The organism is Xanthomonas sp. F10 (genome assembly GCF_014206815.1).
Taxonomy (GTDB): Bacteria; Pseudomonadota; Gammaproteobacteria; order Xanthomonadales; family Xanthomonadaceae; genus Xanthomonas_A; species Xanthomonas_A indica.
The window spans coordinates 90,109-115,729 of the sequence record NZ_JACHNP010000001.1 but is presented as its reverse complement, the minus strand read 5'-3'; the positions used below and the strand labels follow the sequence as shown (position 1 = coordinate 115,729).

At 69.6% G+C, this 25,621-nt stretch carries 20 protein-coding genes; 10 read left to right on the top strand and 10 right to left on the bottom strand.

The features are described from left to right. Positions 1-172: 172 nt before the first annotated feature. The 3 genes from FHR56_RS00570 to FHR56_RS00560 form a co-directional block, all read right to left on the bottom strand. A complete protein-coding gene (locus FHR56_RS00570; protein ID WP_160948068.1) occupies positions 173-2,212 on the bottom strand; it encodes a TonB-dependent receptor in 2,040 nt (679 codons plus the stop codon). A 224-nt stretch (positions 2,213-2,436) separates the two neighbouring features. After that, complete coding sequence (locus tag FHR56_RS00565) at positions 2,437-3,393, bottom strand: ribokinase (protein WP_160948112.1); 957 nt, start codon at positions 3,391-3,393, stop codon at positions 2,437-2,439. Positions 3,394-3,459: 66 nt separating this feature from the next. Next, a complete protein-coding gene (locus tag FHR56_RS00560) occupies positions 3,460-4,758 on the bottom strand; it encodes a nucleoside transporter C-terminal domain-containing protein (RefSeq protein ID WP_160948067.1) in 1,299 nt (432 codons plus the stop codon). A 229-nt stretch (positions 4,759-4,987) separates the two neighbouring features. On the opposite strand from FHR56_RS00560, the gene FHR56_RS00555 reads away from it, so the two are divergent. From FHR56_RS00555 to FHR56_RS00535, 5 genes are all read left to right on the top strand, one after another. Continuing rightward, positions 4,988-5,959: an aldo/keto reductase gene (locus FHR56_RS00555; protein WP_160948066.1), complete on the top strand. Its 972-nt coding sequence runs from the start codon at positions 4,988-4,990 to the stop codon at positions 5,957-5,959. Between the two features lie 173 nt (positions 5,960-6,132). Further along, on the top strand, positions 6,133-6,333 hold the full coding sequence (locus tag FHR56_RS00550) for a hemin uptake protein HemP (RefSeq protein WP_017907561.1): 201 nt from the start codon (positions 6,133-6,135) through the stop codon (positions 6,331-6,333). A 177-nt stretch (positions 6,334-6,510) separates the two neighbouring features. Further along, on the top strand, positions 6,511-8,742 hold the full coding sequence (locus tag FHR56_RS00545) for a TonB-dependent hemoglobin/transferrin/lactoferrin family receptor (protein ID WP_160948065.1): 2,232 nt from the start codon (positions 6,511-6,513) through the stop codon (positions 8,740-8,742). 6 nt (positions 8,743-8,748) lie between these two features. Then, the gene (locus FHR56_RS00540; RefSeq protein WP_160948064.1) at positions 8,749-9,339 is read left to right on the top strand and encodes a Hemin transport protein; all 591 of its coding nucleotides are present in this window, start codon (positions 8,749-8,751) and stop codon (positions 9,337-9,339) included. A gap of 47 nt (positions 9,340-9,386) precedes the next feature. Then, positions 9,387-10,325, top strand: a complete 939-nt coding sequence (locus tag FHR56_RS00535; protein ID WP_160948063.1) for a DUF6607 family protein — start codon at positions 9,387-9,389, stop codon at positions 10,323-10,325. 217 nt (positions 10,326-10,542) lie between these two features. On the opposite strand, the gene FHR56_RS00530 is transcribed toward FHR56_RS00535, so the two are convergent. Together FHR56_RS00530 and FHR56_RS00525 are read right to left on the bottom strand one after the other, a co-directional pair. Then, entirely contained in the window at positions 10,543-13,026 is a 2,484-nt protein-coding gene (locus tag FHR56_RS00530) for an FtsX-like permease family protein (protein ID WP_160948062.1), read from the bottom strand. Beyond that, complete coding sequence (locus tag FHR56_RS00525; protein ID WP_010342203.1) at positions 13,023-13,625, bottom strand: ATP-binding cassette domain-containing protein; 603 nt, start codon at positions 13,623-13,625, stop codon at positions 13,023-13,025. The genes FHR56_RS00530 and FHR56_RS00525 overlap by 4 nt, the downstream gene beginning before the upstream one ends. 124 nt (positions 13,626-13,749) lie before the next feature. Here FHR56_RS00525 and FHR56_RS00520 point away from each other — a divergent pair, with 124 nt between their 5' ends. The 3 genes from FHR56_RS00520 to FHR56_RS00510 all read left to right on the top strand — a co-directional run bounded on the left by FHR56_RS00520 (position 13,750) and on the right by FHR56_RS00510 (position 16,604). Next, positions 13,750-14,409 (top strand): arylesterase, encoded by a 660-nt coding sequence (locus tag FHR56_RS00520; protein ID WP_160948061.1) that lies wholly within the window; start codon positions 13,750-13,752, stop codon positions 14,407-14,409. Positions 14,410-14,501: 92 nt separating this feature from the next. After that, the gene (locus FHR56_RS00515; RefSeq protein ID WP_003481607.1) at positions 14,502-15,215 is read left to right on the top strand and encodes a response regulator transcription factor; all 714 of its coding nucleotides are present in this window, start codon (positions 14,502-14,504) and stop codon (positions 15,213-15,215) included. A gap of 108 nt (positions 15,216-15,323) precedes the next feature. Continuing rightward, positions 15,324-16,604 carry a HAMP domain-containing sensor histidine kinase gene (locus tag FHR56_RS00510; RefSeq protein WP_160948060.1) on the top strand — a complete coding sequence of 427 codons (1,281 nt, stop codon included), beginning with the start codon at positions 15,324-15,326 and terminating at the stop codon, positions 16,602-16,604. A 126-nt stretch (positions 16,605-16,730) separates the two neighbouring features. Here the strand turns inward: FHR56_RS00510 and FHR56_RS00505 are convergent, their stop codons facing one another. From FHR56_RS00505 to FHR56_RS00485, 5 genes are all read right to left on the bottom strand, one after another. Continuing rightward, positions 16,731-17,900, bottom strand: coding sequence for an efflux RND transporter periplasmic adaptor subunit (locus FHR56_RS00505; protein WP_160948059.1), 1,170 nt, complete (start codon positions 17,898-17,900; stop codon positions 16,731-16,733). After that, positions 17,890-21,102 carry an efflux RND transporter permease subunit gene (locus FHR56_RS00500; protein ID WP_160948058.1) on the bottom strand — a complete coding sequence of 1,071 codons (3,213 nt, stop codon included), beginning with the start codon at positions 21,100-21,102 and terminating at the stop codon, positions 17,890-17,892. The genes FHR56_RS00505 and FHR56_RS00500 overlap by 11 nt, the downstream gene beginning before the upstream one ends. Before the next feature lie 189 nt (positions 21,103-21,291). Next, on the bottom strand, positions 21,292-22,701 hold the full coding sequence (locus FHR56_RS00495) for a HAMP domain-containing sensor histidine kinase (RefSeq protein ID WP_160948057.1): 1,410 nt from the start codon (positions 22,699-22,701) through the stop codon (positions 21,292-21,294). After that, positions 22,679-23,365 (bottom strand): response regulator transcription factor, encoded by a 687-nt coding sequence (locus FHR56_RS00490; protein WP_160948056.1) that lies wholly within the window; start codon positions 23,363-23,365, stop codon positions 22,679-22,681. Before FHR56_RS00490 ends, FHR56_RS00495 begins: the two co-directional genes overlap by 23 nt. Positions 23,366-23,473: 108 nt before the next feature. Then, entirely contained in the window at positions 23,474-24,190 is a 717-nt protein-coding gene (locus FHR56_RS00485; RefSeq protein ID WP_160948055.1) for an SGNH/GDSL hydrolase family protein, read from the bottom strand. Between the two features lie 190 nt (positions 24,191-24,380). Here FHR56_RS00485 and FHR56_RS00480 point away from each other — a divergent pair, with 190 nt between their 5' ends. Together FHR56_RS00480 and FHR56_RS00475 are read left to right on the top strand one after the other, a co-directional pair. Continuing rightward, positions 24,381-24,761 (top strand): diacylglycerol kinase, encoded by a 381-nt coding sequence (locus FHR56_RS00480; protein ID WP_019796877.1) that lies wholly within the window; start codon positions 24,381-24,383, stop codon positions 24,759-24,761. Between the two features lie 39 nt (positions 24,762-24,800). After that, on the top strand, positions 24,801-25,550 hold the full coding sequence (locus FHR56_RS00475) for a TerC family protein (protein ID WP_019796876.1): 750 nt from the start codon (positions 24,801-24,803) through the stop codon (positions 25,548-25,550). The last annotated feature ends 71 nt before the right edge of the window (positions 25,551-25,621 follow it).

Here is a 25,621-nt window from a genome sequence, read left to right as displayed (position 1 = left end):
GGCGTCTGGGCGAGGCGCAACGCCGCCTTTCAGCGTGTCACGGGCCGCTTCTCTGCCGGGGGGGCGTCCGCGGCGTTGGCTCCGCACTGCGAATGGCCGACGCATCTGGTTTCAGCGTGCATCACACGCGCTGACGGGGCAGGCCGATAGCCGTGCCCCGCCGCTCGACGTGTCAGAAACGCACGTTCCAGCCCAGGGTCAGTACCCGACCGCGGCCGGCGGTGTAGGTGTCGTTGCGCGGGGTGGTCTGCGCGTAATAGCTCACGTACTGGCGATCGAGCAGGTTCTCCACGCCCACGCTCAACTGTCCCCGCGACAGCGCGATACTGGTCTGCAGGTCCAGCGTGGTGTAGCCGCCGAAGTGCGCCACCTCCCGCCCGCGCAGGTCGAAGCGGCGGCTGACTGCGTGGCTGCCCTGCAGGCGGGTGGAAATGCCCGGGGTCCACTGCTGCTGCCAGAAGGCGGTGATGCGGTCCGGGCTGACGCTGGCACCGGGCATATCGCTGTCGACGCGGCCGTCGCGGTCGCTGTCGTAGCGAGCATCGGCGGTGGCGTAGCCCATGCCAAGGCGCGTGCTGTCGCTGGCTTGCCAGGTGACGGTGCCCTCGAATCCCTGGATCTCGGTGCGCTCGCGCGCCACGCGGTAGCTTTCGGTGGCGGTGTCGTAGTCCAGACGGGTGCCGCGCTTGGCGTCGGACCAGTAATAGGCGCCGTGGATCAGCCAGCGGCCATCCTCGTAGTCCACGCCAATCTCGCGATTGTCGGAGATCACCGGGCGCAGGTCGACCAGGGTGTCCACGCGCTGGTTCGGCACGTCGATGGAGCGCAGCACGCGGCCGATGTCGGCCACGGTGTAGCCCTCCGAGTACGACGCGTACAGCTTCAGCGCGTCGGTGGCCTCCCAGACCAGGCCGACGTTGGGCAGGGTCTCGGTGGTGGTGGGCTTGCCGCCGCGCACGAACTGGCCGCCGTTGTTGCTGGGGATCGTGGTGAAGTCGCGCACTTCCAGCGTGCCGCGCTCGTAGCGCACGCCGGCGCTCAGCAGCCAGTGCGAGGCGATGCGGTACTCGGTCTGCAGGAACGGCGACAGCGAACTGTAGGTGGTCGCCGGCACCCACTTCAGGCCGCTGCGGACCAGTTCCTGGTAAGTGCGGTCGCGGGCCAGGTCCAGGCCGAGCGTGACCCGTAGCGGCAGCCCGAACAGGTCGCCGCGCGACCAACTGGTCTTGGCGCCGAGCTTGCGCGAGGTGTTCTGCGACTGGTCGAACACGCTGCGGCCATCGTTGAGAAGGTTGGCGAAGTTGCTGCCGCCATAGAGGCCGGCGAAATCCACCCAGTAGGCCTGCGCCTGCAGGTAGCCACCGGCCAGTGCGTTGTCGCTGTAGTCCAGGCTCAGCGACGTGGAGCGATTACGCGGCGCCGCGGTGTCCTTGTGGCCACGGCGCGAAGTGGCCAGTTGGCCCGTGGCGATGTTGCCGGGGACGGTGAGGTAGTCGTTGTCGCCCTGCAGTTGGTAGCGGTTGGCATTCAATTGCAGCCGACGCTGCGCATCGATGTTCCAGCCCAGCTTGGCGAACAGGTCGTGGCTGCTGGCATCCATCAGGTCGCCCTGAGTGTCCTGCACGCCGACGGCCTGGCCGTTGCCGTCGTAGTACAGGCCCTCGCGTGCATATGACGCGCCGGCCACCGCGTCGAACGCGCCCCGGCGCGTGCCGAACAGATAGGAAGCACGGTAGCCCGTGCTGTCGTCGCGGTGCGGCAGCGCACTGCTGCCGGCCACGCCGATCTCCTGAAAGCTCTGCCCATCCTGGCGCGGTGCGCGCTTGGTGATGATGTTGATGATGCCGCCGGATGCGCCCAGGCCCTGCAGCGCATTGGCGCCGTGGATCACCTCGATGCGCTCGATCATCGCCGGATCGATGGTGTGCCCGTCGCGGCCGCCTTCGCGCAGCGGCGTGGACTGCGGCACCCCGTCGACTAGGTACAGCGGCTTGCGTCCGCGCAGCGTCTCCCCCGAGGTGGTGAGTTTCTGCCGCGAGGGCGAGAACGAGGGAATCAGGTTGGCCAGCACTTGCGACACGTCCTGAGTCAGCGCCAGTTGCTCGCGCAGTTGCGCCTGGTCGATCACGGTGATGGTGTTGGGTAGTGCCGCCGCCGAATCCGGCAGGCGGCTGGTGCTGGCCGAGACATTGACCCGGTCGAGTTGGACCACGTCCTCGGCTTGTGCGACGGGTAGGGAAGAGGCGGCAAGCAGTGCCGTCACGAGCGCCGCCGGGCGTGGGTGCAAAGACATGATCGGTTCAGCCATGTGACGAAAGTGGCTGCGGATGTTAGTGAGAATTATTCTTATGTCAACCGGCGGCAAAGCGTGCCGCGTCACGCTACACCGCGTGACAGGACGCACCGGCAGCCCAGCGGCTGCCGGACAATGACACGTCAGCCGGCGCTGTCCGGGGTCAGCTTGGGCATCGACGCCGCCGCGCCCTCGGCTTCGGTGGAGCGCGCCGCGTAGTGGTTGGCGAAGCGCACGTGGGTGGCGAACGCGGCGTTCGGCGATTGCGCCAGCGAGGCCACCAGGGCGCCGTTGAAGGCATCGCCGGCACCGGTGGTGTCCACGGTGTGCGCGGCTTCGGCGCCGATCCGGTAATAGGGCTGGGTGTCGCCGAGCAGGCGATCCTCGGGGTGCGAGATGAACGCGCCGACCGCGCCCAGCGTCACCACCACGGTGCCGCCCGGCAGCAGCTTGCGGCACAGCGCATGCAGGCTGCCGCCATCGGTGGCGGCGACATCGTCGGCGTCCACGCGCACGCCGACGTGGCGCGCGAGCAGGGCGGCGAACTCGGTTTCGTTGGGAGTCAGCACGTCGGCCAGCTTGAGCAGGCCGATGCTGGTTTGCGCGTTGGCCGGGGCGGCATTGAGCACCGTGGTCAGGCCGGCCTCGCGCGCCAGCGCCAGGGTGGCCTCGATGGTCTCGATCGGCGACTCCAGCTGCGCCAGCAGCACCCGCGCCGAGCCCAGCAGCGCGCGCTGCGCCTGCACGAAGTCCAGGCTCAGCGCGGCGTTGGCGCCGGCGCCGATGACGATGGTGTTGCGGCCGTGGCCGTCGACGTAGATGCCGCCGGTGCCGGTCGGCTCGGTGCTGGCCTCGGCGACCAGGGCGATGCCGTCCTGCGCCGCCAGGCCGCGCGCCATCGCGCCGCCGGCATCGTCGCCGAGCGCGCAGACGAAGCTGGTGCGCGCGCCAGCGCGGGCCGCCGCCACCGCCTGGTTGAAGCCCTTGCCGCCGGGGCCGGTGCTGTAGCGGCCGGCGATGGTCGCCCCCGGTGCGGGCAGATTCTCGCAACGCCACACATGGTCGACATTGAACGAACCGACGACGATGACCGAACTCATAGGCATGTACTGCTTCTCGACTGGAACTGAAAAAAGGAAAACGATGTAGCGGATGCTGCGGCCGGATCAGGCGAAGTGCGACAGCACCCCGGCGATGGTCGCGGTCATGAACGTGGCGATCGAGCCGCCCAGCACCGCACGCAGGCCGAAGCGGGCCAGGTCGTGGCGGCGCTCGGGGGCCAGGCCGCCAATGCCGCCGATCTGGATCGCGATCGAGCTGAAGTTGGCGAAGCCGCACAGCGCATAGGTGGCGACCAGCCGGCCTTCCGCGCTCAGGCTCACGCCCGGCACCTGGCCCTGGACGATACGCGACAGCTCGGTATACGCGACGAATTCGTTGATGACCACCTTCTGGCCGATCAGCGAACCGACCGTGGTCGCATCCGGCCACGGCGTGCCGATCACCCAGGCCACCGGCGCCAGCACGTAGCCGAAGATGGTGGACAGGTTGGTCGGGCGGCCCAGCGCGCTGGCCAGGCCGGTGACGTCGCCGAGCCAGGTCAGCGGCGCGTTGACCAGCGCGATCAGGGCGATGAACGCCAGCAGCATCGCGCCGATGTTCAGCGCCAGGCGCAGGCCGTCGCCAGCACCGGCGGCGGCGGCGTCGATCACGTTGCTGGTGGTCTTCTCCACTTCCATCTTGACCGTGCCACGGGTCAGCGGCGTGCCGGTCTCCGGGATCAGCAGCTTGGCCACCACCAGCGTCGCCGGCGCGGCCATGATGCTGGCCGCCAGCAGATGCTTGGCGTAGAACGCCTGCTGCGCCGGGTCGCCGCCGCCGAGCATGCCCACGTAGGCCGCCAGCACGCCGCCGGCGATGTGCGCCATGCCGCCGATCATCATCGTCAGCAGCTCGGACTCGGTCATGCGCGGGATGTAGGGGCGCACCGTCAGCGGCGCCTCGGTCTGGCCGATGAACACGCTGGCGCAGACGCTGGTGGTCTCGGCGCCGGACACGCGCATCACCTTGGTGATCGCCCAGGCCATCACCCGCACCACCGCCTGCATCACCCCCAGGTGGTACAGCACGCCCATCAGCGCGGAGAAGAAGATGATGGTCGGCAGCACCTGGAAGGCGAAGATGAAGCCGTAGGTCTTGGTGTCGAGCAGGCTGCCGAAGATGAAGCTGGAGCCTTCGTTGACGAAGCTCAGCACCTTCACGAACACCTGGCCGAGCCAGTCGAACACCTCGCGCCCGCCCGGGACCAGCAGCACCAGCGAGGCGAAACCGATCTGCAGCACGAGGCCGGTCGCGACCAGCTTCCAGTCCACCGCTCGGCGGTTGTTGGAGAACAGCCAGGTGATCCCGATCAACACCGCCAAACCGAACAGGCCGAAGCCGATCCTTCCCAATCCCTCGACCATCTGCGTCCCCGGTCCCCGACCAAAGAGGGGAAGCCTAGTGCAGGGGGTGACGGCCGGCAAGGCGAGCGGTGTTCAGTCGGGGGTTCGGGAGTGGGGAGTGGGGATTCGGAAGAGCAGGGCGCCCCGCTGCCGCAGGTGCGGCGATGCCGACGGGGCCTCGCGGCAGGACCGCTACACTGTGCGGCCGACCGCGGCCGTGCCGCGGGTTCGCTCAGCAGGAGGAGTTGCCATGCATTACCGTCGCCTCGGTGCCACCGGGCTGCAACTGTCGGCGCTGTCGTTCGGCGCCTGGATCAACTTCGGCGGGCAGACCGGCCGCGACGAAGCGCGCAACCTGATCGCCGCCGCCTGGGACCACGGCATCAACTTCTTCGACAACGCCGAGGTCTATGCGCACGGCCGCGCCGAGCAGGTGATGGGCGATGTGATCGCCGACCTGCGGCTGCCGCGCGACGGCTTCTGCGTGTCCAGCAAGGTCTACTTCGGCGCCGTGGAGTCGCCGCGCCCGACCCAGCGCGGGCTCTCGCGCAAGCACGTCACCGATGCCTGCCATGCCGCACTCAAGCGCTTGCGGGTGGACTACCTGGATCTGTACTACTGCCATCGCCCCGACCCGGACACGCCGTTGGAGGAAACCGTGCGCGCGATGGACGCGCTGATCCGCCAGGGCAAGGTGCTGTACTGGGGCACCTCCGAGTGGCCGGCCGAGCGCATTCGCGAGGCGGCGCAGGTGGCGCGTGCGCTGGGTCTGCACGGGCCGTCGATGGAACAGCCCCAGTACAACCTGCTGCATCGCCAGCGCGTGGAGCAGGAGTACGCGCCGCTGTACGCCGAACTCGGCCTGGGCACCACCATCTGGTCGCCGCTGGCCTCGGGCCTGCTCACCGGCAAGTACAACGACGGCATCGATCCGGCCTCGCGGCTGGGCCAGGAGCGCAACGCCTGGCTGCAGCAGGAGGTGATCGGGCCGCCGGCGCAGCGCCGGGTCGAGCGCGCGCGCGCCTTCACCGCGCTGGCTGCGGCCGAGGGCGTGGCGCCGGCGGCGCTGGCGATCGCCTGGTGCCTGCGCAACCCGCATGTGTCCACGGTGATCCTGGGCGCCAGCCGGGTCGCGCAGTTGCTGGAAAACCTGGCCGCGCTAGACCTGGCCGAGCGCGACGATCCGGCGTGGTGGGGCAGGGTCGAGTCCGCGCTGGCGTAGCCACTGCGGGCCGGCGTCGCCGCGCCGGCCGTCGCTGGCGCGCCTTCGATTTTCCGTGTCTTTGGTTTTTGCGGTTCCGATCGTGATCGCGAATCGAAATGGTCGAGAATGGGTCTTGATTAAGTATTGAGAATCATTATCATCTCGATGCACCCCGTGGATGGAGTCCGACCATGACCGCTCAACCCGTGCTGTTGCGTCACCCCGAAACCCTGAGCCTGCGCGAGCGCACCGTGCCGCGCGCGGTGCCGGCCGAAGAAACCATCAGCAGCCAGGCGCTGCTCAAGGGTCGCCGCGAAGTGCTGATCCAGCACGGCGACCGTGTCTATCGCCTGCGCCACACCAGCAACGACAAGCTGATCCTGACCAAGTAACGCCGTCCGGCCGCCGCGCGCGGCCGGCCTCCCCGCTCGATCTGCCGCCACCTGGCCGACGCCCCTGCGCGTCGGCCGCGGCCGCCTCGCAGTCGCGATCCTTCTCTCTCCCCCTCGGCCAGGCGCGGACCCCGCGCCGTGCCGGTCGAGGGTCTTCCGCGACCACCGATGCTCTCCATGTTCCGTACCACTCCGCTGACCGGCGCGCTGTGGCTGGCCCTGGCCTCCTGCGCGCATGCCGCTCCCGCATCCGCCCCTGTCTCGTCCTCCAACGCTGACGCCGACGCCAGTGCGGCGTCCGCCGTCCGCGATTTCGATCGCCTGCAGGTCACTGCCACCCGCACCCAACGCGCCATCGTCGATGTGCCCGGCAGCGTCGATGTGATCGACCGCGAACAGATGGATCGCGCCCTGGTCCACGACCTGAAGGACCTGTTGCGCTACACGCCGGGCGTGTCCGCCACCGGCAACAGCGGCCGCTTCAGCGGCATCTCCGGCATCCGCATCCGTGGCCTGGACGGCAACCGCGTGCTGATCCAGACCGACGGCATCCCGGTCTCGGACAACTTCAGCTTCGGCAGCTACCTCAACGCCAACCGTAACTTCGTCGACATGGACACGCTCAAGCGCGTGGAGATCGTGCGCGGCCCGGCCAGCGCGCTGTATGGCTCCGATGCGCTCGGCGGCGTGGTGGCCTACGTCACCAAGGATCCGGCCGACTACCTGGCGCCGGGAAAGGACAGCTACGTCGGCCTGAAGTTCGGCTACGAGAGCGAGTGGAAGGGCCTGTTCGCCGGCGCGCTGGTCGCCTTCGGCGGCGACCGCTGGAGCGGCATGGCCGCGGTCAGCCATCGCCAGGGCCAGGAAAGCGAGACCCAGGGCGACAACCGCAGCATCGGCGCCGCCCGCACCGCGCCCAATCCGCTCAACAGCGATGGCCGCAGCCTGCTCAGCAAGCTGGTCTACGCGCCCAGCGCCAACCAGCGCTGGAAGCTTACGGTGGAAGGCAACGAGGACTATTCCCGCATCGATGCGCTGAGCAACGTCACCGCCAGCATCCTGTCGCAGCGTGGCCGCGACCACCAGACCCGCGCCCGCGTGTCGCTGGGCCACGAGGTGGACCAACTCGCCACGTGGCTCGCCGACGACCTGCAGTGGCAGTTGTACCGCCAGGACAGCCAGAGCCTGCAGCGCACCGACGAGCGCCGCAGCAACGCGACGCTGCGGCACATGGAGCACGACTTCGACCAGCGCCTGTACGGGCTGCAGGCCAACCTGCACAAGCGGGTGGACCAGGGCCGCGTCGTGCACGACATCAGCTACGGCATCGATCTGTCGCACACCGATACCCACGAGAAGCGCGACGGCCACACGTTGAACCTGCGCACCGGGGCGATCAGCAAGACCGTGGGCATGGAGACCTTCCCGGTCCGTGATTTCCCGATCACCGAGACGATCAAGGCCGGTGCCTACCTCCAGGACGAGATCGCCCTGGCCGACGGCCGCTTCAGCCTGACGCCGGCGCTACGTGCCGACTACTACCGGCTGTCGCCGCAGGTCGATGCGATCTTCGCCACCGACAATCCCGGCGTGACGGCGAAGAAGATCAGCGACCGCAACGTCTCGCCCAAGCTCGGCGTGATCTGGCGCCTGGACGACGCCTGGTCGCTGTACGCCAACTATGCGCACGGCTTCCGCGCCCCGCCGTACAACGACGTCAATATCGGCTTCACCAATCTGCTGATCGGCTACACCGCGATCGCCAATCCCGACCTGAAGCCGGAGACCAGCCGCGGCGCCGAGCTGGGCGTGCGCTACGCCGGTACCGCGATCTACGCCGGCCTGAGCGCCTACCGCAACGCCTACCGCGACTTCATCGAGTCCTATCGCTTCGTTGGCTTCAACGCCGACGGCCTGATGCTGTATCAGTCGCGCAACGTCGACCGGGTGACCATCCGCGGCGTGGAGGCCAAGGCCGGCATCGACTTCGGTGCACTCGATGCGCGCTGGGCCGGCTGGTCGCTGCAGGCCAGCGCCGCTTATGCGCGCGGCGACAACCGCACCGACGGCACGCCGCTCAATTCGGTGGATCCGCTGCGCGGCGTGCTCGGCCTGGGCTACGACCGCAGCACCTGGGGCACGCAACTGGTCGCCACCGCGGTGGCGAAGAAGCGCCGACCGGAACTGGCCACCTACTACACGCCGGCCGGCTACGCGACCCTGGACCTGCTCGCGCACTGGCACTTCACCGAAGGCGCGCGGCTGGACGTGGGCGTGTTCAACCTGGCCGACCGCCGCTATATCGACTGGAACATGCTGCCCGGCGCGACCCTGGCCAGCAGCGCGGTGCTCGATCGCTATACCGGCGCCGGGCGCAACGTCTCGGTCAGCCTGGCGCTGGATTGGTAGCCGCGGATGCGCACGGCCGCGCCAGCGCGTACCGGATCGGAGCGGATCGCCGCTGCGCCGCTGCCGCGCCCGGCGCAACTGGCCGCACTGGGCACCGTGTTGTGCCTGTACCGTGCCCGCACCGGCGCCGAATTGATCGGCTGGCGCCACGCCCGCGGCGTGGCCGCGCACCTGGACGTGGACAGCGATGGCGTGCTGGAGAGCCTGCGCTTCTACGACCGCCAGCAGCAGTGCTGCTGGCGCCTGTACCTGCTGCCCGACAGCGACTTCGTCGCCTGGGACATGCTGCTGTCGGCGTTGCCCGCGGCGCAGGATGCCGCCGACGGCGGCGTCGCCGAGCGGCTGTGGCGGCGCGTCGCCGGGCGCCTGCGCGGCGATGGCTGGCAGGCGCGGGCGCTGCGCCTGCACGCGGCCGATGGCGTGCTGGCGGCCAGCGTGGCCGGCGTGTCGCCGCTCGGCGCCAGCATCGCCCGGCGCATCGCGCGCCTGGAGGCGGCCGAGGGCGACGTGCTGGTCGACGACTGCTGTTGCGCCCGCGCCGGCCGCCCTGCGCCGCGTCCCGATCCCGAGCGGCCGTGGCCGCTGCTGCGGTTGTGAGCGGCCGATACGTTTCCTTGTTCCCATCACCCAAGACACCTCTCTCGATGATGAAAGCTCCGCCTCTGTTCTGCGCCCTGCTGCTTGCCGGCAGCCTTCCCGTCCATGCCGAGAACGCCGATCCGGCGCGCGACCGCGCCAGCATCCTGGCGATGCAGGGCGAGTACACGGTGGCCTTCGCCTTCGACGAGACGGTGCTGCTGCAATCCGGCTACACCCGCGCCGCGCCAATGCGCAGCGGTGGTAACGAGGTGGTGATCGTGGTCGAGGACAGCCCGCGCAAGGTGGTGCTGCAGCATCTGCTGGTGGAGCCCAAGAGCGGTCACGTGACCAAGCACTGGCGCCAGGACTGGATCTACGAGGCGCCGCAGCGCTTCGAGTTCAGCGCCGACCAGACCTGGCAGGTGCGCCCGCTCGATGCGGCGGTCACCCGCGGCGCCTGGACCCAGTGCGTGTACGAGGTCAGCGACGCCCCGCGCTACTGCGGCACCGGGCGCTGGGACTACGCCGATGGCCATCCGACCTGGACCAGCGACCTGAGCTGGCGCCCACTGCCGCGTCGCGAGTACACCAAGCGCAGCGACTACAACGCGCTGGCAGTGATCAACCGGCACACGCTGACCCCGGCCGGCTGGACCCACGAGCAGTTCAACACCAAGGTACTGCGCAAGCCCGACGGCAGCCAGCAGGCCATCGCGCGCGAGTTCGGCTTCAACGACTACGTCAAGACCACGACCGTCGACTTCACCCCGGCGCTCACCTACTGGAACGCGACCCAGGGCTACTGGGCCAGGGTGCGTGCGCGCTGGGACGGCCTGCTCGGCAAGCCGCCGGGCGTGCACCTGAAGACCAAGGTCGATGGCATGGCGATCATCGTGCCGCTGTTCGGCCAGGCCGAGGCGGTGCAACAGGGCAAGCCGGTCAGCGATGCGCAGCTCGATGCAGTGTTCGCGCAATGGACGGCGCCGGCGCCGGCCGCGCGCTGAGGACCGCGTCGGCAATCAGCCAGGGTGGGGAAGGCGGCCGGGATGGCGCCTTCCCCTTTTTTTTGCGTGTCTCGCGTCCTTTCGATACACCTTTCCGAGGCGCGACACGCGTTGCGACTATCGTTGCCACGGACTGCCGTCGAGCGCCGGCGGCGACAGCATCACATGTCGCACTTCTCCAATCCCCCCAATCCCGATTCCCTGCTCCCGGCTCTACTCACTGCTCACGCAGCGCCAGTGCCGGTGGCGTGCGCAGAATGCGGCGGGTGCCCGACCAGCCGGCGAGCAGGCTCAGCGCCACGCCGCCCAGGCCGCCGAGCAGCAGCGCCGGCCACGGCGGCGACAGCGCGAGGTCGAAGGCCTGCCTGGCCACCACCACGCCGATGATCGCGGCCGCGCCGACCGCAAGGAGTGCCGCGAGCAGGCCGAGCGCGCCGAACTCGATCAGCACCGCACCGCGCAACTGCCCACGGCGTGCGCCCAGCGTGCGCAGCACCGCGCTGTCGTAGCGGCGCTCGCCGGCGGTGGCCTGCAAGGCAGCCAGCAACACCAATGCACCGGCCAGCAGGCTGAAGCCCATCACCAGTTGCACCGCCTGGGCGACGCGGTCGATGACCTCGCGCACGCGCTGCAGGATCGCGTCGATATCCAGCAGCGACACGTTCGGATAGGCGCGGCTGAGCCCGCTCAGTTGCGTGGCCGAGGCGCGCGGCAGGTGGAAGGCGGAGATCAGGTTGTACGGCGCATCCTGCACCGCGCCGGCGTTGAGCAGCAGGAAGAAGTTGACCCGGAACGAATCCCAGTCGGCCTTGCGCAGGCTGGTCACGGTGAAGCTGCGCTGCTGGTCGCCGAGCAGCAGGGTGATGCGGTCGCCGAGCTTGAGCCCGTAGCGCTGCGCCCAGCCTTCCTCCACCGAGGCCTCGGCGGCGGTGCTGTCGGCGGCCCAGAAGCGTCCGGACAGCAGCCGGTTGGCGGCGGGGAACTCTCGCCGCCAGGAGAAGTTGATCGGCCGGTCGCTGCCGTCGCCGTCGTCGTCCGGACCCTGCTCGCGGCGCTGCGGCGGCTTGCCGTTGATCGCCACCAGCTTGCCGGTGCTGAACGGTTCCACTGCCGCGTCGGCCACGCCCAGCGTGCGCAGGGTGCTCAGCACCTGCTCGGCCTGGTCGGGCTGGATGTTCATCAGGAAGTAGTTCGGCGTGTCCGCCGGCAGTCGGTCGCGCCATTGTCCCAGCAGGCCGGGGCCGATCACCGCCAGCAACAACAGCGCGCATAGCGACAGCGACAATCCCACGAGTTGCACCACGCTCAGCGCGCGGCGCCGGGTCAGCGCGGCCAGGCCCAGTTTCCATGGCCCGCGCAGGCGTCCCTGCAGCCGCCGCAGCACCGCCAGCAGCACGCCGCCCACCGCCGCGGCCAGCGCCGCCAGCAGGGTCAGGCCACCCAGCACCCAGGCCGCCAGCACGCCGTCGCCGGTGGCGTAGACCGCCAGCACCACGGTGGCGACCAGCGCCGCGGCGTAGACCAGCAGCGAGGTCGGCGGCAGCGCGGCGAAACTGCGGTTGAGCACGCGCATCGGCGGTACGTCGCGCAGGCGCAGCAGCGGCGGCAGGCCGAAGCCGAGCAGCAGCAACAGGCCGATGCCGGCGCCGGCCAGCGCCGGGGTCGCCTGCGGCAGCGGCAGGCGGTTGGGGATCAGGCTGCCCAGCGCTTCGACCAGGCCGACCTGGGCCAGCATGCCCAGGCCCACGCCGAGCGCGCAGGCGGGGATCGCCAGCAGCAGCAACTGCAGCGCCAGCGCGCCGAGGATGTCGCGCTGGCGCGCACCCAGGCAGCGCAGCACGGCAACCTGATCGATGCGACGCAGGGCGAAGCGGTTGGCGGCCAATGCGGTGGCGACGCCGGCCAGCAGCACCGCCAGCAATGCGGCCAGCGCCAGGAAGCGCCCGGCGCGGTCGAAGGCGCCGCGCACGCCGCGCTGGGTGTCCTCGATGCCGACCAGGCGGAACGCCTTGGCGCGCGGCGCCAGCCATTCGCGCAGGGCGGCGATCTCGCCGGGCGCGCCGGCGAACATCAGCCGGTAGGAGGCACGGCTGCCGGGGCCGAGCAGGCCGGCGGCATCGACGTCGGCGCGGTTGACCAGCAGCGGCGGCGACAACTGCATCAGTTCGCCGGAGGCATCCGGCTCGGCGCGCAGCACCCGGGTCACGCGCAGCGTGCCGGCGCCGAACTCCAGCGCGTCGCCGAGCTTCAGGCCCAAGGCCTCGAGCAGGCGCGGATCGGCATAGGCCTCGCCGCGCGGCGGCGGCCCGGCGCGTTCGCTGCCGGCGCCGACGGTATCGCGCGCCACCAGCAGCTCGCCGCGCAGCGGATAACCGGCGCCCACCGCCTTGATGTTGGCCATCTGGCTGGCGTCGCCGTGGAACAGTACGCTGGGGAAACTGACCAGGCGCGTGCTGCGCAGCCCGCGCCGCTGCGCCTCCTCGGCGAAGGCGGCCGGGATGTCCTGGCGTCCGCTGACGCCGAGATCGCCGCCGATCACCTCGGCGGCGCTGCCGGTCAGTGCCAGCGTCACCCGGTCGACCAGGGTGCCGACCGCGGTCATCACCGCCACGCCCAGCACCAGCGCGGCGAACACGGTCAGCAGGTCGCCGGCGAACAGCTCGCGGCGCAGCGCGCGCGCGGCGTGGCGCAGCACGTTCATGCGGCATCCGCCGCGTCGGCGGCGCGCAGGCGGCCGCCGTCGAGGCGGTAGCGGTGCTCGCAGCGCTGCGCCAGGCGCATGTCGTGGGTGACCAGCACCAGGGTGGTGTCGCTGCCGGCGTTGAGCGCGAACAGCAGGTCGCTGATCTGTTGTCCGGTGGCCTGGTCGAGGCTGCCGGTGGGCTCGTCGGCGAACAGGATGCGCGGCCGCGCCACGAACGCGCGCGCCAGCGCCACGCGCTGCTGCTCGCCGCCGGACAGTTGCCGTGGGTAGTGCCGCGCCCGCGCGCTCAGTCCGACCGCCTCCAGCACTTCGCGTACCCGCGCCGGATCCTCGCGTCCGGCCAGTTCCAGCGGCAGGGCGATGTTCTCGGCCGCGGTCAGCGAGGGCAACAAGTGGAAACTCTGGAACACGAAGCCGACCTCGCGTGCACGCAACGCGGCGCGAGCTTCCTCGTCCAGCGCATTGAGCGACTGCCCGGCCAGCACGATCTCGCCGCGCGTGGGCAGGTCGAGGCCGGCCAGCAAGCCGAGCAGGGTGGTCTTGCCGGAGCCGGAGGCGCCGACGATGGCGACGCTGTCGCCTTCACCGATGGTCAATCCGACCTTGTCGAGAATGTGGACCGTACCCTCCGGTCCGCTGACGGATTTGCCGACATCGCGCACGTCGATGGCGATGCCGGCGCGAAGCGTGGGGGCCTGACTGTCGATGAGGGAATCTCCGATGCGTGGTGATGAGACGAGAAGCAAGCGGGCCTGGACGCACCGCGCCTGGCTGTTGCTGGCATGGTGGGTGCTGCTGCCCGTCATCGCCTGTGCCAAAGGTGCGACGGGCCCGGTGCTGGTGCTCGGCGACAGCCTCAGCGCAGCGCACAACATCCCGCTGCAGTCCGGCTGGGTGGCCTTGCTGGACAAGCGCCTGCAGCAACAGATGCGGACGCCGCCGGCCGTGGTCAATGCCAGCATCAGCGGCGAGACCTCCTCCGGCGCGCTGACCCGCCTGCCGGCGCTGCTGCAGAAGCACAGGCCATCTGTGGTGGTCATCGAATTGGGCGGTAACGACGCCTTGCGCGGGCTGAGCCCGGCCGAATTGCGCGGCAACCTGGAGAAGATGATCGTGCTCAGCCGTGACGCGGGCGCGAAGGTGCTGTTGCTGGGCATCGACGTGCCGCCGAACTACGGGCCGGGTTACCGGCAGCGCCTGCGCGCGGTCTATGCCGACCTGGCGAAGCAGTACCGGACCGGCCTGCTGCCGTTCCTGCTGGAAGGCGTGGCGCTGAACCCGGCGCTGATGCAGGGCGATGGCTTGCATCCCACCGCCGCGGCCCAGCCCAAGGTGCTGGACAACGTGTGGCCGCAACTCAAGCCATTGATTGCGCAATAAGTTTTTTCCGGCTCAGGCAGATGAAGCGGTCTTCACGCCGCCACCACCGCCCATCCGGCATGTTTCACAAAGCTGAAGACTGAGGAAGCGTTATGCGTCAGACCAAGGAAACATCCGGGCTCGTGCTGGTGGTGGAAGACAACCGCAATATTTCCGAGATGATCGGCGAGTATCTGGAAGGCCGCGGGTTCGAAGTGGATTACGCCTGCGACGGCCTGGACGGCTACCGCCTGGCGGCGGAGAACAGCTACGACGTGGTGGTGCTGGACCTGATGCTGCCGCGGCTGGACGGCATCGAAGTGTGCCGCCGCCTGCGCAACGATGCGCGCAAGTCGACCCCGGTGCTGATGCTGACCGCGCGCGACACCCTCGACGACAAGCTCACCGGTCTGGGCTTCGGCGCCGACGACTACCTGACCAAGCCGTTCGCGATCCAGGAACTGGAAGCACGCCTGCGCGCACTGATCCGCCGCGAGCGCCGCCAGGTCGGCTCGGAAGTGCTGAAGGTGGCCGACCTGGTGCTGGACCCGGTGAGCATGCGTGCCACCCGCGCCGGCACCGAACTGCAGCTGTCGCCGATCGGCCTGCGCCTGCTGACCATCCTGATGCGCGAATCGCCGCGCGTGGTCACCCGCCAGGAAATCGAGCGCGAGATCTGGGGCAACGGCCTGCCGGACTCGGACACCCTGCGCAGCCATCTGTACAACCTGCGCAAGATCATCGACAAGCCGTTCGACCGCCCGCTGCTGCACACCGTGCAGAGCGCCGGTTACCGCATCGCCGACATCGCCCAGCCGATGAGCTGAGGCGGCGCCCGATCGTGGAATCCGCAGCGGCCCCGGTGAACGGGGCCGCTTGCACGAAAGGCTCACGATCGCCCTTCCTATAATCGCGGCAACGATCACGGATGCCGTATGCCGCACGGGTTGCCGCGCAAACTTCGCCTCGCCCTGATTGCCCGCATCGTGTTTGCGGGCTGCGTGGTCACGCTTGCCAGTTATCTGGTGGTGGCGATCGTGCAGCACTCGCTGGTGGGGTCGATCCTGAAGCAGGAGGCGCGCTACTACTGGCGCGTGCATGCGCAACAGCCGCAGCAGCCTCCGCCCAACACCCACAGCCTGCGCGGCTATCTGGTGGGGCGCGGCCAATCCGATGCCGCGGTGCCCGTCGACCTGCGCGGGCTGGCGCCCGGCCTGCACGAGGACCGCCCCGGTGGCGAGATCGTGCTGGTCGATCAGAACCCGGCCGGTCGCCTGTACCTGGTGTTCCTGCGCGCGCCGGCGCAGCGCCTGGCGTTCTGGTTCGGCGTGGTGCCCACGTTGTTGACCCTTATCGCGGTGCTGGTGGTGGCCTGGCTGACCTGGCGGGTGTCGCGGCGCTTGCTGTCGCCGATGAACTGGCTGGCGCGGCGCGTCTCGCGTTGGGATCCGCGGCATCCGGTCGCCGCCGAACTGGCCCCGGAAAACCTGCCCGCCGACGTGCAGGGCGAGGCGCGGCAGCTGGCGGCGGCCCTGCATGCGCTGGCCCAGCGCGTCACCGACCACGTCGCCCGCGAACGCAACTTCACCCGCGACGCCAGCCACGAACTGCGCACGCCGCTGACCGTGATCCGCGTCGCCACCGACATCGCGATGACCGAGCAGGAGCTGCAGCCGCGCCTGCACCGCAGCCTGCAGCGGATCCAGCGCGCTGGCCGCGACATGGAGGCGGTGATCGACGCCTTCCTGATCCTGGCGCGCGAAGCGGACGTGGTGCCGCAGAGCGAGACCTTCGACGTGGCCGACGTGGTCGAGTACGAGGCCGAGAACGCGCGCGAGCTGCTGGCGGACAAGCCGGTGACGCTGAGCGTGCGCGTGCTGGGCTCGGCGACGCTGCACGCGCCGCCGCGGGTGCTGCACGTGGTGGTCAGCAACCTGCTGCGCAACGCCTGCAGCTACACCGATACCGGGCGTGTCGAGGTCGAGGTCGAGGCCGACCGCATCCGCATCCGCGATACCGGCATCGGCATGTCCGAGGACGCCTTGCGGCACGCCTTCGAACCGTTCTTCCGCGCCGAGCCGGAGCGCCCGCAGGGCGCCGGGCTGGGCCTGTCGATCGTGCGCCGGTTGTGCGAGCGCTTCGGCTGGCAGGTCGCGCTGGAGAGCGCCGAAGGCGGCGGCATCCTCGCTACGGTACGGTTCGCTCCGGCAACCTGAGCGCCGGCGCCGGCGCCGGGCGGGCGCTGCGTCCTGGCGCCGGTGGCCGTGCGATCGCCGTTGCCGGCCGAGCATCCGCGCCGCGCCGGAGGTTTCCCGCCATGCCTCGGCGGGGTTTCGCGAGGGTCACGCCTTGGCGTGTGCGCCTTCCGCCTTCGACGCGCTGATGCGCACCTTGTCGCCGTCGGCCAGGCCGTCCGGCGGGCTTTCGATCAGGCGGTCGCCGGCAGCCACGCCGGACCCCAGTTCCACGGTCTTGCCGAAGTCGCGCGCGATCGTCACCGGCTTGAAGGCGACCGTGTCGTGCGCGTCGACCACTGCCACGCGCAGGCCCTTGTCGTCGAACACCAGCGCGCTGGCCGGCACCCGCAGCCGCGCGGCGTCGGCCGGGAGATCGAGACGGACACTGGCATAGCCGCCCGGCAGCAGCTTGCCGTCCTGGTTGTCCACGGCGACCTGGACCAGCGTGGTGCCGGAGGCGGCATTGACGGCCCCCGATGCGCTGTCGACGACGCCATTGAAGGTCTGCCCCGGGTATTCGGGCACCGTCAGCGTCACCCGGCTGCCCGTGCGCACCGATGGCGCATCGCTCTGCGGCACGTTCACGTACATGCGCAGCTTGCGGGTGTCCGACACCACGAACAGTTCCTGGCCGCCGCCGGCGTTGATCAGTGCGCCCACATCGGTGTTGCGGGCGGTGACGGTGCCGTCGAACGGCGCCACCAGGGTGGCGAAGCGTTTCAGCGCTTGGAGGTGGTCGAGATTGGCCTGTGCGGACTGGGCGAGGGCGCGCTTGGCGTCGTAGTCGCCGGTCTTCTCGTCCACGGCCTGCTTGGACACCACCTCGGTCTGGCCCATGGTTTGCCAGCGTTTGGCGGTGGTCTGCGCCAGCGCGGCGTTGACGCGCGCGTTGGCGAGGTCGGCCTTGGCCTGGAGCAACTGCTGGTCCAGGTCGGGCGTCTCGATCTCGGCGAGCACATCGCCGGCCTTCACCTTGGCGCCGATGTCGGTCTTCCACCATTTCAGGTAGCCGCTGGCACGGGCGAAGATCGGCGCGCGCGCATACGCCTCCAGGCGACCGGGGAGATTGAGGACACCGTCGCCCTGGGCGGTGTGCGGGGCCACCACGGCCACCGTCGGCACCGCCTGGTCCGCGGTCCAGGTGCGCAGCCGGCGCGCGTCGCCGGCGCGCGTGGCGACCCCGGCGACGACGATGGCCAGGACCACGATCGCGGCGATGAGCGCGGCCAGGCGCAGCCGGCGCGGCGGGACGGGGGAGGACTGATCAGGCGACATGCGGGGACGCTCCGGGGGCGTGCGCCGTGGGCGAGGACGGCTGGGAGGCACGACGGTGGATGAGGCTGAAGACGATCGGCACGAAGAACAGCGTGCTGACGGTGGCGAAGATCAGGCCGCCGATGACGGCGCGGCCCAGCGGTGCGTTCTGTTCGCCGCCTTCGCCCATGCCCAAGGCCATCGGCGCCATGCCGATGATCATCGCCAGCGCGGTCATCAGCACCGGGCGGAAGCGCACGAAGCCGCCTTCCAGCGCCGCCTTCGCCGCGTCGCCGTGCGCGGCGAGGCGCTCGCGGCAGAAGCTGACCACCAGAATCGAGTTGGCGGTGGCCACGCCCATGCACATGATCGCGCCGGTGAGCGCAGGGACCGACAGCGTGGTGTGCGTGGCGAACAGCATCCAGACGATGCCGGCGATCGCTGCGGGCAAGGCGCTCACGATCACGAACGGATCGCTCCACGACTGGAAGTTCACCACGATCAACAGGTAGATCAGCACGATCGCGCCGAGCAGGCCGAAGATCAGGCCGGAGAACGCCTTGTTCATCGTCTGCACCTGGCCGAGCAGGACCGTGCTGGAGCCCTTGGGCAGGAACTTCTGGTCGGCGTCGAGGATCTTCTGGATGTCGGCGGCTACCGCGCCCAAGTCGCGGTCCTGCGGGGAGGCGAAGATGTCCACGGTCGCATTGATGTTGTACTGGCTGACCACCGCATTGGTCGCGGTCCGCGACAGCGTCGCCAGCCCGCCCAGGCGCTGCGCGCCGCCCTGGCCGGCACTGGGGCTGATCGGCACGTTCTGCAGGTCGGGCAGGCTGTCGAGGCTGTACTGCGGTGTCTGCATCACGATGGGATAGGACACGCCGTTCTGCGGGTTCAGCCAGAACGTCGGGGCGATCTGGCTGGAGCCGGCGAGGTTCACGCCCAGGCTGCTGCTGACGTCGCGCTCGGTGATGCCGACCTGTTGCGCAAGGCTGCGGTCCACGTTCACCGCGAACCCGGGGCTGGCCTGCGACTGCTGGATGCGCGCGTCGGCCACGCCGGGGACGCGGCGGATCTCGCGCAGCAGCCGATTGGCATAGGCGAAGTTGGCGGCGAGGTTGGGGCCGCGGATCTGCAGGTCCACCGGCGCCGGCGCACCGAAGTTCAGGATCTGACTGATGATGTCGGCCGGTGGGAACGAGAAGACCACCGACGGGAACTGCCGCGGCAAGGTCTGGCGCAGCATCCGCACGTAGTCGGCCGTGGGCGCGTGGCCTTCGCTCAGCGCGATCTGGATGTCGCCGTCCTGCGAGCCGATGGTGCCGGTGTTGTTGTAGGTGTTGTTGATGCCCGAGGACGACAGCCCGATGTTGTCGACCACGCTGGCCAGATCGTGTGGCGGAATGAGTCTGCGCACCGCGCCGGTCACGTCGGCGAACAGGTGCGCGGTCTCCTCCACGCGGGTACCGACCGGGGCGCGCACGTGCATCAGGATCTGGCCCGAGTCCACCGACGGGAAGAAGTTGCGGCCGAGCATCGGCAGCAGCAGGAACGACAGCGCCACGCACAGCAGGAAGCCGGGCACGAACGCCCTGCGGCGCAGCAGCGCGGTTTCGAGCAGGGCGTAGTAGCCGGCGCGCACCCGTTCGAAGCGTTTTTCGAAACCGCGCTGGAAGCGCACCAGCGGATTGCGCGACGGCGGCTGGCCATGGCCGTCGCCGTGCATGTCGGTATGCGGCGCATGCGGACGCAGCAGGTACTTGGCCATGGTCGGCACCAGCGTGCGCGACAGCAGGAAGGACGCGATCATCGCGAACATCACCGCCTCGGCCATCGGCACGAACAGGAAGCGCGCCACGCCTTCCAGAAAGAACATCGGCACGAACACGATGCAGATGCACAGCAGCGAGACGAAGGCCGGCGTCACGATCTGCGAGGCGCCGTCCATGATCGCCGTTTCCACCGACTTGCCCTGCTCCAGGTGCCAGTTGATGTTCTCGATGGTCACCGTGGCATCGTCCACCAGGATGCCCACGGCGAGCGCCAGGCCGCCCAGGGTCATGATGTTCAGCGTTTCGCCGATCGCCGACAGCGCGGCGATCGAGCCGAGGATCGCCAGCGGGATCGAGATGGCGATGATCAGCGTCGAGCGCCAGCTGCCGAGGAACAGCAGGATCATCAGGCTGGTGAGCGCCGCGGCGATCACGCCTTCGCGCGCCACGCCCTCGATCGCGCCGCTGACGAACAGCGACTGGTCGCCGATGGGCACGATCCGCAGGTCCGGCGGCAGGGCATCCTTCATCGCCGCCACCCGGTCCTTGATGCCGGCGATGATCGCCAGCGTCGAGGCCGAGCCGTTCTTCATCACCGTCATCAGCACCGAGCGATTGCCGTTGACGTGCACGATGTTGGTCTGCGGCGGCGCGCCGTCGCGGACATGCGCCACGTCGCGGATGAACACCGTGGCGCCGTCGACGGTCTTCACCGGCAGATTGCCCAGTTCGGCGATGTCCGACGGCGCGTTGTTGAGCTGAAGCGTGTATTCGTACTTGCCGATCTTCTGCGTGCCCACCGGGGTGATGAGGTTCTGCGCCGCCAGCGCGTTGGCCACGTCCTGCGCCGACAGGCCGCGCGCCTGCAGCGCCGGCGGATCGATGTCGATCTGGACCTGGCGGGTCTTGCCGCCGAACGGGTACGGGATCGCCGCACCGGCCACCGAGGTCAACTGCGGGCGGATGATGTTGAGGCCGAGGTCGGCCAGGTTCTGTTCGGTGAGCCCTTTGCCGGACAGCGCCAACTGGATGATCGGCACCGTGGAGGCGTTGTAGTTGAGGATCAGCGGCGGCGTGGTGCCTTGCGGCAGCTGCCGCAGCATGGTCTGCGCGACGGCGGTGACCTGCGCGTTGGCGGTGCGGATGTCGACGTTGGGCTGGAAGAAGATCTTGACGATGCCGAAGCCCTGGATCGAATTGGCTTCGATGTGCTCGACATCGTTCACGGTGGTGGTGAGCACGCGTTCGAACGGCGAGGTGACGCGGCCGGCCATCTGGTCGGGCGGCAGGCCGTTGTACTGCCACACCACGGCGATCACCGGGATCTTGATGTCCGGAAAGATGTCGGTGGGCGTGCGCAGCGCGGCGAGCGGGCCCACGATCAGGATCAGCAGGGCCAGGACGACGAAGGTATACGGACGCGTCAGTGCGATCCGGACGAGGCCAATCATGGAGGAGCGGTTTCCCTGCGCGAATGTTGCGTCGCGGCGGATTTTGCCTGCGGACCTTTCCTCGGCGTCATGAAGATTTATTTAGATAGCCCGGCCCTGGGCGCAAACGCGCGCTGGTTCAATGGCTTGGGCGCCAGTGGCGGGCACGCCGGGCGGATCGGTGCCCTGCCGGCACGGGCGGCCCGTGTGTCAGGCCGGGCCGGGCGCGCCGCGTGCGTGCTGCGCCGACGTGGCGGGCGGGCAGAGCAGCGAGAACACCGCGCCGCCCGTGTCGCCGCCCACCTGCAGGTCGTAGCCATGCAGGCGGACGATGGCGCTGACGATCGCCAGCCCCAGGCCGCACCCGGGCTGGGAGCGGGTCTGGTCGGCGCGATAGAAGCGGCGGAAGATCGTCTCGCGTTCGTCGGGGGCGATGCCGGGTCCGGTATCGGCGACATCGATGCGGGCGTTGCCGTGCTGGTCGGTCCCTGCCAGCAGGCGGATCGTCCCGCCATCGGGAGTGAACTTGATCGCATTGCCGACCAGGTTGGCCAGTGCCTCGAACAGCAGGTGCGGATCGCCGTGCACGGCGGGCAGCGGCCGCAGCGCGAGGTCGAAGACCTGCCCGCGGTCCTCGGCCAAGGGCGCGTAGAACGCATGGACGTCGTGCAGCAGCGCGTCCAGGTCGATCGTCGAGAAGCAGGCGCTGCGCTGGCGGTCTTCCAGTTCCGACACGCGCAGCAGCGCGCGGAATCGGGTCAGCACGGTGTCGATCTCGCTCACGCAGGCGTCCAGTTGCGCGCCTTCCGGGCGCTCCTCGAACTGCTGCTGCAGCCGGTGCAGGCGCGTGCGCATGCGCGTCAGCGGGGTGCGCAGGTCGTGGGCGATGTTGTCGGTGACGCCCTTCACCTCGCCGAGCAGGCGCTCGACCTCGTCCAGGGTCCGGTTCACCGTGGCCGCCAGCAGGTCCACCTCGTCGCCGCGCCGCGACACCGGCAGGCGCACGCTGAGGTCGCCGCGGTGGATGGGCTGCATGGCTTGCTGGATGGCGCGGATGCGCCGCGCCGGGCCGCGCGCGAGGAGGATGCCGCCGAGCAGCCCCGGCAGTAGGGTCAGGGACAGTCCCCACAACAGCCCCCGGTAGATGATGGTGGTCAGCCCGTCGATCACGGTGCTCGCCTTGGCCACGACCAGACGCCGCCCGTCCGGCAGCTCCCTGGCGATGCCTCGGGCCTGGGTCAGGCGGTCGTTGCCGGCACCGATCAGCCTGGCGCTGACCAGGCCGACGCTGCCATCGGTGGCCACGTCCTTGGGGATCTCGGCGATATTGCCGGCGATGCGGTGTCCCTGCGGGTCGAACAGACCGACCCACATGAAGCCCTGGATGTCGATGGCGTTGGCTTCGCCCACCGTGTCGGCCAGGCGCCTGGGGTCGGTGTTCTCCAGGTAATGGATGCGCGCGACCAGCATCTGGTCGATCACGTGCGACAGGTAGCGCGTGGACTCCCATTGCACGATGCCCAGCAGCACGATGCACCAGATCGCGAACAGCGCCCCGTAGATCAGGATCAGCCGCGTCGTGGCCGAGCGCCAGGCGTCACTCAGCGGGGGCAAGGACATACCCCGAGCCGCGCATCGTGCGGATGAGCGGTGGTTGGCCGTTGCCGTCGATCTTGCGGCGGAGGCGGCCGATATGCACGTCGATCACGTTGGTGCCCGGGTCGAAATGGAAGCCCCAGACGTGTTCGAAGATCATCTGCCGCGTCACCACCTGGCCTGCGTTGCGCATCAGGAACTCGAGCAGGCGGAACTCGGTGGGCAGCAGCGCGAGCGGCTGGCCGGCGCGCAGTGCGTTGTGGCGGACCAGGTCGAGTTCGAGGTCGGCCACGCGCAGGCGGGTCTCGGGCGTGGCCGCCGCGTTGCGATGGCGGCGTACCAGCACTTCGGCGCGTGCCACCAGTTCGTCGGGCGAGAACGGCTTGGTCAGGTAGTCGTCGCCGCCCGCGCGCAGGCCGCGCACGCGCTCGTCCACCTCCGAGAGCGCGCTGATCATCAGCACCGGCGTCTGCACCGCGCGCTTGCGCAGTTCGGAGACCACGTCGATGCCGTCCATGCCGGGCAGCAGGCGGTCGAGGGTGATGATGTCGTAGCCATCGGCCAGCGCGCGCTGCAGGCCGTCGCGCCCGTCGGCGATCCAGTCGGCGCTGAAGCCATGCGCGCCGAGTTCGGCGACGATGTCGCGGGCGGTCACTTCGTCGTCTTCGATGACCAGGGCTCTGGGCATCCTGGCTTACTCCGTGCCGTGGCCAGCGGAAAACCCTCGGCGGACGCCGCCGACCGTGCCGGCCGGCAGCCGCCATTGCGCCGTCTGCGCGAGGCCGTTCACCGCCTGTCAGGGAGCCAGGTACGGCCGCAGCGTGTCGCGCCACAGCGCGTAGCCGGCGGCGTTCATGTGCAGCTTGTCCGGTCCGAACAGCTCGGCACTGGGCTGCCCGTCGGCGCCCAGCATCGGCGTGTAGACGTCGACGAACTGGACCTGCTTCAGGCCGGCCGCGGCCTTGCGGATCAGCGCGTTGGCCTCGGCCATCTTCGGCATCAGCGCCGCGCGCGAGGGGCTGGGCTTGATCGACAGGTAGACGATGCGGGTCTTGGGCAGGTCGCGGTGCACCCGGGTCACGAAGGCCACGAAGTCGTCGCGCACCTGTTGCGGGCTGCGGCCGCTGTTGAGGTCGTTGTCGCCGGCGTAGAACACGATCAGGCGCGGCTTGTACGGCACCACGATGCGGTCGGCGTACCAGGTGCTGTCGCGAATCTCCGAGCCGCCGAAGCCGCGGTTGAGCGTCTGCACGCCGGGGAAGTCCGTGGCCAGCGAGGTCCAGAAGCGGATCGAGGAGCTGCCGACGAACAGCACGCCGCCGGGTTTGACCGGATGTGCGGCATCGTCCTTGGCGAACCGCGCCATGTCCTCTTCCCAGGCGGCATTGGAGACCTGGTCGGGCACGCTGGGCGGCGCAGGCGGGGTGAGCGCCCGTGCCGGCGACAGGCCCAGCAGGGACAGGCTGAACAGACTCAGGGCGAGCAGCGGTGCGCGCAGCGGCGAACGGGGCATGACGCCTCCTCGAAGCTAGGGGATCGGCGATGGTGCCGCAGGCGCCGCATGCAGGCAAATCCACGGCGATGCCGGGCGCCGCCGCGGGGCTTGTGGCAAAATTGCGGCCTATCCCGCTGCGCCCTTGCCCATGACCGATTCCTTCCGGCCGTCGTCGTCGCGTCCCCGTTGCCTGGGACGGGGCTGAGCCGTGGCCGACCAGTTCGGGCATCTGCCGCGCGGGCCGCGCCGCATGCTGATGGCGGCACGCTGGTCCTGGCAGGGGCTGCGCGCAGCCTGGCTGCACGAGTCCTCGTTCCGCCTGGAGGTGTGCCTGTGCCTGATCCTGGCGCCGTTGGCGCTGTGGCTGGGGCAGGGGCCGGTGCAGCAGGTGCTGATGATCGGCTCGCTGCTGCTGGTGCTGGCGGTGGAACTGCTCAATTCCGCGATCGAGGCGGTGATCGAGCGCTACGGCCCCGAGCATCACGAGCTGGCCGGCCGCGCCAAGGACATGGGCTCGGCCGCGGTCTTCGTGATGCTGGCCAACGTGGTGCTGTGCTGGGGCTTGATCCTGCTGCCGCGCCTGCTGTGATCGCCGCCCGTTTCTTCTTCTGTTAAAGGACCCGACGCCATGGCCCTCGAGTTTCTCGCCGACCCCAACACCTGGCTGACGCTGTTGACGCTGAGCGCGTTGGAGATCGTGCTGGGCATCGACAACCTGGTGTTCATCTCCATCGCGGTGGGCAAGCTGCCGGAGGCGCAGCGCCCGGCCGCGCGCAAGTTCGGCATCGCCGTGGCCTGCCTGACCCGCATCGCGCTGCTGGTATCGCTGGCGTTCCTGGCGCGCATGCAGGGCGAGCTGTTCAGCGTCGCCGGCATGGGGATCTCGATCCGCGACCTGGTGCTGATCATCGGCGGCCTGTTCCTGCTGGTGAAGGGCACCATGGAGATCCGCGAACTGATCACCGGCGGCGAGGACGAAGACCCCACCACCAGCAAGGCCTCGGGCGTGTTCTGGATGGTGATCGCGCAGATCGCGGTGATCGACATCGTGTTCTCGCTGGATTCGGTGATCACCGCGGTGGGCATGGCCCAGCACATCCCGGTGATGATCGCGGCGGTACTGCTGGCGGTGGCGGTGATGCTGCTGGCGGCCAACCCGCTGGGCCGTTTCATCGACGCCAACCCGACGGTGAAGATGCTGGCGCTGGCCTTCATCCTGATGATCGGCGTGGTGCTGATCCTGGATGGCCTGGACGTGCACGTGCCCAAGCCCTACATCTACGCGGCGATGGGCTTCTCGGTGCTGGTGGAGTGGCTGAACCTGCTGATGCGCCGGCGCGCCGCGGCGCACCAGGTGCCCGGCGCCGGCAAGTGGTGAGCCACGGCTGAGGTCGGCTGCGTTTTCACCGGCGGCGTGGCAAGCTGCGCGCAGTCATCTGCCGGAGTCAT